General features: G+C 50.0%; 1 protein-coding gene. It reads right to left on the bottom strand.

Going from position 1 to position 428, the window contains the following annotated elements:
* Positions 1-263: hypothetical protein (locus tag K5Q99_RS22180; protein WP_220778166.1), on the bottom strand; the 263-nt coding region annotated here is incomplete at its 3' end.
* Positions 264-428: the final 165 nt, after the last annotated feature.

Here is a 428-nt window from a genome sequence, read left to right on the forward strand (position 1 = left end):
GGAGATTCCAGAGCCTCTTTCTCGGCCTTTAGCATTGCGTCATCGCGTGCTGATTGGCCACGTCGATCGCCGCGCGATGATTCCCGCCTTTCAAAGATATTGTGACGTCTTTCGAGGTTTGGGGGCAGTTGAGACTGAGGTGCCTCATGGCTATCAGCGTGCACCCCTTCTATGTGTTCAGTTTGTTCCACCATGCGCTTACGCTGTGTGACCTGTCTTACCGGTCTCGCTAGCATGGCGTATAGACTATCTAAGCCAACCATTTTATCTCCCTGTTTTACCCAACCTTTGCAGCTCCTATTCTATATATCGGCTACCTCTGGCTAAAATTTAGGCTGAGATTTAGTCCAGTATAGAGGATAGTTTTATATAGTGGCGTAGCTGTGCGGCATTGACGAGTGACACACAACCCCCCATCGCCTGGTGTT

The sequence above is a fragment of the Shewanella hafniensis genome, assembly GCF_019655335.1.
Classification (GTDB): domain Bacteria; phylum Pseudomonadota; class Gammaproteobacteria; order Enterobacterales; family Shewanellaceae; genus Shewanella; species Shewanella hafniensis.